We start from the raw sequence: 7,500 nt of genomic DNA on the forward strand, positions 1-7,500 counted from the left end.
GCGCCGGCCGTAGGGCTGACTCAGTCGTCTGAGTCGGCCGGCTGGTCCGTTGTGGCCTCAGCCGTCTTACCTGCCGCGGCCTCGGCACGACGGGTCCGGAAGCGCTTGATGGCGAGCAGCTCCAGGCCGATGAGCACAAGCCCGAGAACCGCCAGGACGCCCCAGGTCAGGTACTCCCAGGAGGCACGCTGCACCTCGGGCTGGCCGTTCTCGTAGATCCACGAGTTGGCCACCGTGTACAGGATGTTGTGGGAGGCCTCCCGCATGGCCAGCACGCCGGTCGCCGAGGAGGTGTTCTGCACGGAGTTGACGGTGATGTCCGTGGTGGCGAGCATCATGTCCCCACCGTTGCGGGTGAGCTGGTCGGCGTTCTGGTAGCCGTAGCCGGCGAAGTAGTCCGTCAGCGTCATGCCGCGGAATCCCCACTCGTCGCGCAGCACGGTCTGCTGCAGCTCGGGCAGTGCTCCGGCGTAGGTGGTGCCGATGTAGTTGAAGGCGGTCATGACGGCGCCGGCGCCGCCCTCCTTGATGCCGATCTCGAAGGGCTTGAGGTAGATCTCGCGGATCGCCTGCTCATTGGACCAGGTGGCCAGCATGTTGGTGCGGTTGGTCTCCTGGTCGTTCATGGCGAAGTGCTTGATGAAGGCGTAGACGCCCAGTTCCTTGGCGCCCTGGATCTCCTGGGCAACCTGGGTGCCGGCGAGCACCGGGTCCTCGGAGAAGTACTCGAAGTTGCGGCCGGCGTAGGCGTAGCGGTGGGTGTTGGTCGCGGGCGCGTACCAGCCGGCCACGTCCATGTCGTGGGCCATGGTGCCAATGGCGGTGCCGAACTCGTGGGCCAGCTCCTTATTCCAGGTGGCGGCCACGGACACCGCCGAGGGCAGGCCGATGGAGCCCACACCGGTGAAGTTGTTGTTGAGCGAGGCGGGGCCGTCGACGTCGGAGACGCGCACCTTGCCGACGGAGTCGACTGCCACGGAGCCGTAACCGCCGTTGGCGATGAGGTTGTTCATATCGGCGACGGACAGCTGGTCGAGCAGCTGCTCCCACTTCTCGTCGTCGTAGTCCAGGCCGTACATGTCGCCCAGGACGAGGCCGTTGTCAGCGCCGGTGGTCGGCATCTGGTCGGAGTCATTATCGAAGGCGGTGGAGTCGTAGTTGGAGTTGGCCACGAAGGTCGCTTGGTACTCCTCCGCCATCTCCAGGCTGGCCGGGGCGGCGGTGGCCTCGTCGTAGTTGGCGAAGGCGTCGGCGCGCGACAGGTAGGTGACGTCACCGGCGGCGGCGTCGAACTGGTTGGTGGCGGCGACGACGTCGTCGGCGTGGGTGTTGCCCTCGGAGTCGTAGGTGATGGTCTGGTCGACCGTGAGGGTCTGCTCGTCGATGACCGTGTGGGAGTCCGAGCGCAGTGAGATGGTGTACTCGCCCGCCTCCAGCACGTAGGCCGCGGCGTCCCGGTAGTCGTAGGAGGCCATGTCGTCCTCAGCGAAGGTGATGGTGACGGTTTCGGAGGCGCCGGGCTCCAGCAGGCCGGTCTTGCCGTAGGCCACGAGGTTGACCGCGGACTTCTCAATGCCGCCGTTGGTGTAGGGCGGGGTGTAGTAGACCTCGACGACGTCCTTGCCGGCCACGTCCCCGGTGTTGGTGACGGTCACGTCCAGGCTGATGGCGCCGTCGGCGTCGCGGCTGAGCTCCCCCATCTCCTGGGTGAAGGTGGTGTAGGACAGGCCGTAGCCGAAGGGGTAGGTGACGGTAGCGTCGTAGTCGATGACGCCCTCGACGGCCGCGGTCTCATACCAGCGGTAGCCGACGTAGATGCCCTCGACGTAGTTGACGAAGGCGGGGTAGGTGGTGCCACCGGTGAACGGTGAGGACTGGCCGTACTCCTCCATGTTGGTGTAGGTGAAGTCGCCGAAGTTGTTCGCCGCCGGGGACTGCTTGTAGTCGGCCGCGAAGGTGTCGGGGGTCTTGGCGGAGGGGTTGACCTCGCCGTCGAGGATGCGCCCAAGGGCGTTGAAGCCGACCTGACCGCCGGGGATGGCCCAAATAATGGCGTCAATGTCGGGGTCGGCGGCAAGATCGGACAGGTCGAAGGCGTTGGCGCCGTTGTAGACGACGATGACCGTCTCGGAGTTGTCCTTGGCGAGAGCGATGAGGTCGCGCTCCGGAGCGGTCAGCTCCAGGTACCCCTGGCCGTCGGCGAAGTCGGTCTGCGTGGTGGAGTTGTTCGTGTAGGAGAAGGCGCCGTTGGACTCCACCTCGGCGTTGACGTCCTGGGGCAGGTCGAAGCCTTCACCACCGGACCGGGCGATGGTGACCACGGAGGTGTCAGAGAAGCCCTGGATGGAGCTGACCAGGGCGTCGGTGTAGGCGTCGGCGGTCGGCTCCGGCAGGGTCCAGTCGGCCGCGAACATGCCGACCTCGGGTCGCTCGGCACGGTAGTCGGTGTAGAAGTCGCTCAGGGTGGTGTTGGTCTTGAAGCCCGCGTTCTGCAGGCCGTCTAGCAGGGAGGTGGTGGGATTGTCCGGCGAGAGCGACCCGGATCCGGTACCGCCGTAGACGGGGTTGGTGGAGGCCCAGCCGAGCACGTTGATGGAGGAGCCGTCCTCAAGGGGCAGGGTGGCGTCCTCGTTCTTGAGCAGCACCATGCCCTCGTCGGAGATGGTGTTGCCGAGTTCCTCAACGCTTGCCTTGGTCTCCTCGGCCAGGACACCGGACCCGGAGGACAGGTCCAGGATGGTCTTGAGGCCGCCGTACATCATGCCGGTGATGGCGAGGGCCACCGCGACGGTCGCCGCGACCCAGGTGGTGGCGCGCGTGAGCTTGCGCGCCGGGGTGTTGAGCTTGCGCACGGCGATCGTGATGATGATCGCCGCGAGCAACGCCACAGCGATGACGATGAGCTGCGGGCGCAGGCTCACCACCACGTTCCAGACGTCGTTCCAGTTGATTGACAGCACTGTCGCGGGCACCTCTCTGTGTTCCTCGCACGGGGATGCGAGGGGTATGGGAACTCAGCCGGCTGGGGCGGCAGGGTTTGTACGCACGGCTACAGCCCCGCTCGTGCCGGTGAGCGACATCGCACTTATTTCAGCGCATGTCAGCTTCGGTGTCGCTCGCGCCTGCTCAACCTGTCGTTTCTCGCGCATAACCTGCGTTCGGGAGGCGCGCGGCGATGCGCACCGCGGTTCCGCCTTCCGAACGCAGGATCAGTCAGTCACCAATGACCGTGCCGTCCAGGTGCAGCCCATAACCGTAGTCATAGGTGTTGCCGACGGAGTCGGTGTAGGGGGTGACATCCTTAGCCACGTCTTCCTGGTTAGCCTCGACGGTGTCCATGTCCGTGGGGAACTGGATCGGCAGGCGTCCGTTGGACTCGTGCAGACCCAGGGCAACCTGGATGAGGGCCTCATCGGCAACACCGAAGCCGACCAGGATGGCGTCGGAGCGCTGCTCGAACTCCGCCGGAATGACCGGATTCGTAGCCTTGAGCGCCACGACGACGGGGATCGACCTTCCCGAGGCCGCGACTGCGTCGGCCGCCCGGTTCAGGGCGTCGAGGTCGGCACTGTTGGAGATGACAGCATGGTCATAGTGATAGGAGCGATCCTCTTGGCGACCGTCACTGAGGAGGTCGCCCGCGATGGAGGGGTCTCTGACAACGTCACCGTCGGCCGTGTAGTCGCCGTATTGGAGGGACAGGGGGTACCAGTTGTCCAGATGTTCGTCCCATCCAGCGTTGGAGGTGGTATCGCCGTTGTCGGGTGACCGCATCCCCACCAGCACCAGGTCAACGTCGGTCAGGTCGGGGGCGGTGTAGCCGGCCACCATGGCGGTTCCGTCCCGGGCATATTCGATTGTGTCGGTGACGACTGTTCCGAAGTACTTCTCCGCGGTCTCATAGTCGAGCGACGGACCGGAGGTGTAGCCGCGCGGCGCGACACTCGTGCTGTGGCCGATATCGTAGGTCTGCGGAATGTAGACGGTTTTGTCGGACCAGTCGGCCTGCGGATCCAGGGTAATAGCGCCGTCGTTCTTAAGCGCGATGATGGAGTTCAGCTGCGCTTCCCTGCCGGCGGTCACCTGCTCCTGTGTACCGATCTGCATCTGGGAGGTCGCCGGGGCCAGGTAGGGGTTATCGAAGGCGTCGGCATTGAAGAACATGGTGAGGATGCGGGTAGCGGACTGGAGCCAGCGGGTGTCGGCGTCGACGTTCTGCTCGTCCTCAAGCTGCCCGGCCTCGTAGGCATCCTGCCACATGTCGTAGGCGGCCAGAACCGGAGCGACGTCGTTATTGCCGCCGAACATGTCAATGCCGTTCTTGATGATCTCGAAATGACGCTCCTGAATGGTCAGGTCCTCCGCACCCCAAGCGGTGGCGAATCTGCCCTCGTCGGCAGCATGAGTGGCGCCCCAATCGGTTATAACAACGCCACTGTAGGAGTTGTCCTCCCGCAGCACCGACAGCTTGCCGGCGTCATAGGCCGATGCCATCCGCTGGGCGTACACCGGCTGGCCGTCGGCGTCCACAGTGATGGAGCTCGAGGTCATGACGGCGCCGGAGTCCCATGCCTGTTGGAATACCGAGATGTGCTCGGCGGAGTTCCCTCCCACCATGACCTCGTACTTGCCCGCGTGGGTGTGCGATTCGCGCCCGCCTTCGCCGGCGCCGTCTCCGGGCCAGTGCTTGAGCGTGGTGACTACCGAGTCGCTACCCCAGCCGGTATTGCTACCATCCGCGGTGAAGGTTCCTTGGAATCCCGCGACGTAGGCGGCGGCCATGGCACCGGCCATCTCGGCGTCCTCACCGAAGGTGTCTATCGTCCCCAGCCAGCGGGGCTCGGTGGCCAGGTCAACCTGTGGCGACAGGGCGGCGCCAATCCCGAGGCCCCGGTATTCCTGGGAGACCAAGCTGCCGAATTGGAGCACGGTGTCCGGGTCGAAGGTTGCCGCCAGCCCCAGGGGACTGGGCCAGCTGGACATGTCCCCCGCCGCGCTGAAGGCACCGGATCCTGCGGCATCGGAACGCGGTTCGGAGCCGAAATTCACCGGAATGTAAGGAGCATCCTCAGCGGCCAGTGTTTCTACATAGGCCTGCATCTGGTTGACCCATTGGGCGTTCGCGATAACTTCGGAGCTTCCAGCGTTGAGCACCGACCGCAGATAGGAGGCGGACAAGTATTCCTGCTGTTCCTGCGTCAGTCCCTCCTCCGGTGCGGTTTCGGGAGGGGAGAACAGCATGAGCCCGGACATCTGCTCCGGGGAAAGACCGGTGGCGTAGTCGGCGGCACGTTCGGAGGCGTCCAGGCGCCAGTCCTCGGCCGGATCGAGCTCACCGTCGCCGTCAAGGTCCTTGAAGGCATAGGTGTAGCCGCCCTCCGTCTGCTCGACGATACTCATGTCGCCGTCCGTGGAGTAGCTGAGCACCGCCCCGCCGTTGGGGTTGACCACGCGGGTGAAGCGGGTCTGTCCGTCGTCCAGGTCCTGGGTGATGTAAGTGGGGGAATCATTGTCCAGCGACGCGAAGGGGGCCATGGTCTGCGCTGACGCACTGGCCTGAGAGCGGGGTGCGCTGGGTGCGCACCCGACCAGCGCCAGCGCCGCAACCACGCCGGCGGCGACCGCGGTCCCGGTGAATGTGAGTCTCATGGTTTTTCCTTGAGCGTCGTTCGGCTTGTCGGGGGCGGACGTCCTGGCCAGCGATGTGGATGCGGCAGGCGGGCAACGCGTCGCTCCGGTTTGCATCGCGCCTGCCCTGGCACCATGATGAAATACGAACCCCGATTCGTCGAGACCTTGACGTGATCTACGGCTCAGGAGATTCCATGGACACCGCGCACCTGCTCATCATGATCGCCACCTATGCCCTCAGCATTATCATGGTGGTGCTGAGCATCCCCCTGGTGCGCGGCGGGGCCCGCCCGGACCGGGCCCGCATCACCGAGCCCGCACCCGCCGCCGGCGTCGGAGCAACCACCTACGACTATCCCATCCAGCGCCCCAGCGCGGCAGTCCACATCGCCATAGCCATCCTGCTCGGGTGCGGCGTCTTCCTCCTCGTCCTCCTCGCCCTACCCATGATTGATGATCTGAAGGCCGTCGGGATCATCGCCGCGAGCGCACTCATCTGCGTGGGTTATAGCTGCTATACCCTGGCTGCCTACCGCAACTGCGCCGTCGTCGATGCTCCGACCCTCATTGCCGGAACCGACTGGCGCGGGCGCGCCCGGCAGATCCCCCACCAGGAGATCGCCTCATTCTCGGCCACGGGCCAGCGCTCCGCCGTCGTGCGCGACCGGCGCGGGCAGAAGCTACGGCTCAACCTGGCCTGGTTTTCCACCCCCAACCTGGCTCTCCACCTGCTGCGGTCCACGGCCGAGGGACGTTTCCCGGGCAAGCATCCCGGCGACCCGCGGGAGCTTCGTCGGGGCCTGAATCGGGTGGAGGCCGCACTCAATATCAGATGCGCCGCCCCCCTGCGGGAGCTCCTGCTCCAAGGGCCGGCCGCCCATCCGGCAGCCTTCCGCCGCGACCCGGCCGCGCCGGAGGGCACCGGCTGGACCGGCCCGGAGTACGAGGCCTGGGCAAGCGCGGTGAACACCACCTTCTGGAGGTAGCGCGGCGTCTCACTATGTTGTCATCGATTTGGCGCATTCCGCGGAGCGCTCTACGCTACCGCCGTGGCCGCATTCCGCACTCACCAGTGGTGGTGGCTCCCCATCGGGCGAGCCACTCGTGCCGCGTAGGCGGCGCCGGATCACAAGAGCTCGCCACTGGCGGGCTCTTCGCATTCGGGACGGGTCTTGCCGGTGGCATGAACAGGAAGGCACCCCATGACACCTCCCCCGCCCACGGTCTTGACGCGGTCGGTGCGCTACCAGCATGACGGTGGTGCGCTGCTGGAGCATCTGGCGCGGCGCGACCTCATCGCCACCGCAGTGGACGCCGCCGGGAACCCGCGTCCCCTTGACACCATCCTGCTGGAATCCGTCGACATCGCCACCAAGGTCTCCCGCACCACCATCGCCGTCCTCGAGGCCTCCACACGCCTGACCTGCCAGGGACACAGCGTCACCATGGAGTCCCTGCCCCAGGCCCGCGCCGACGGCCGGGTTGCCGTCGGCCGCGTGCGTGCCGCCATGCCGCAGTACGTCGCCCCGGACACGGCACCGACGCCGGACCGCCTCACTCTCAGCTTCCCTCCCGCTCCCGACGACGCGGAGGAGCACGAGCGGCTCAAGGCCATCTCCACCATTGAGCCGCTGCGCGTGCTGGCTGCGGCCGACGTCGATCACCCGCACCTGCCGCTGGAGGCAGGCGTGTTCGCCTTCGACTACCTGGCCACCTTCGAGTCCCTGCCGGAGGTTGCCCAGGGCGCCAACACCTGCCCCGACTATCTCTTCTACGACGCCCGCATCATCCTGGTCATCGACCACCCCACCCGCACGGCCACGCTGGTAGGCGCCTCCGTCGACCTCGATGACTTGCACGACCGCATGG

The 7,500-nt window shown here is 66.1% G+C and carries 3 protein-coding genes and 1 pseudogene; 2 read left to right on the forward strand and 2 right to left on the reverse strand.

What is annotated here, in order from left to right:
* Nucleotides 1-20 precede the first annotated feature (20 nt).
* Nucleotides 21-2,972 (reverse strand): glycoside hydrolase family 3 protein, encoded by a 2,952-nt coding sequence (locus tag RWX45_RS01885; protein ID WP_316022097.1) that lies wholly within the window; start codon nt 2,970-2,972, stop codon nt 21-23.
* 241 nt (nt 2,973-3,213) lie between these two features.
* The gene (locus RWX45_RS01890) at nt 3,214-5,649 is read right to left on the reverse strand and encodes a glycoside hydrolase family 3 N-terminal domain-containing protein (RefSeq protein ID WP_316022098.1); all 2,436 of its coding nucleotides are present in this window, start codon (nt 5,647-5,649) and stop codon (nt 3,214-3,216) included.
* A gap of 176 nt (nt 5,650-5,825) precedes the next feature.
* On the opposite strand from RWX45_RS01890, the gene RWX45_RS01895 reads away from it, so the two are divergent.
* The gene (locus tag RWX45_RS01895; protein WP_316022099.1) at nt 5,826-6,617 is read left to right on the forward strand and encodes a hypothetical protein; all 792 of its coding nucleotides are present in this window, start codon (nt 5,826-5,828) and stop codon (nt 6,615-6,617) included.
* A gap of 216 nt (nt 6,618-6,833) precedes the next feature.
* A pseudogene (locus RWX45_RS01900) lies at nt 6,834-7,500 on the forward strand (anthranilate synthase component 1); the annotation flags it as partial.

The sequence above is a fragment of the Actinomyces sp. MRS3W genome, from assembly GCF_032465695.1.
Lineage (GTDB): Bacteria > Actinomycetota > Actinomycetes > Actinomycetales > Actinomycetaceae > Actinomyces.

What these genes read in the sequence shown, in the direction of transcription:
- RWX45_RS01890 (WP_316022098.1), bottom strand. Translation starts at nt 5,649, where the DNA reads ATGAGACTCACATTCACCGGGACCGCGGTCGCCGCCGGCGTGGTTGCG.
- RWX45_RS01895 (WP_316022099.1), top strand. Translation starts at nt 5,826, where the DNA reads ATGGACACCGCGCACCTGCTCATCATGATCGCCACCTATGCCCTCAGC.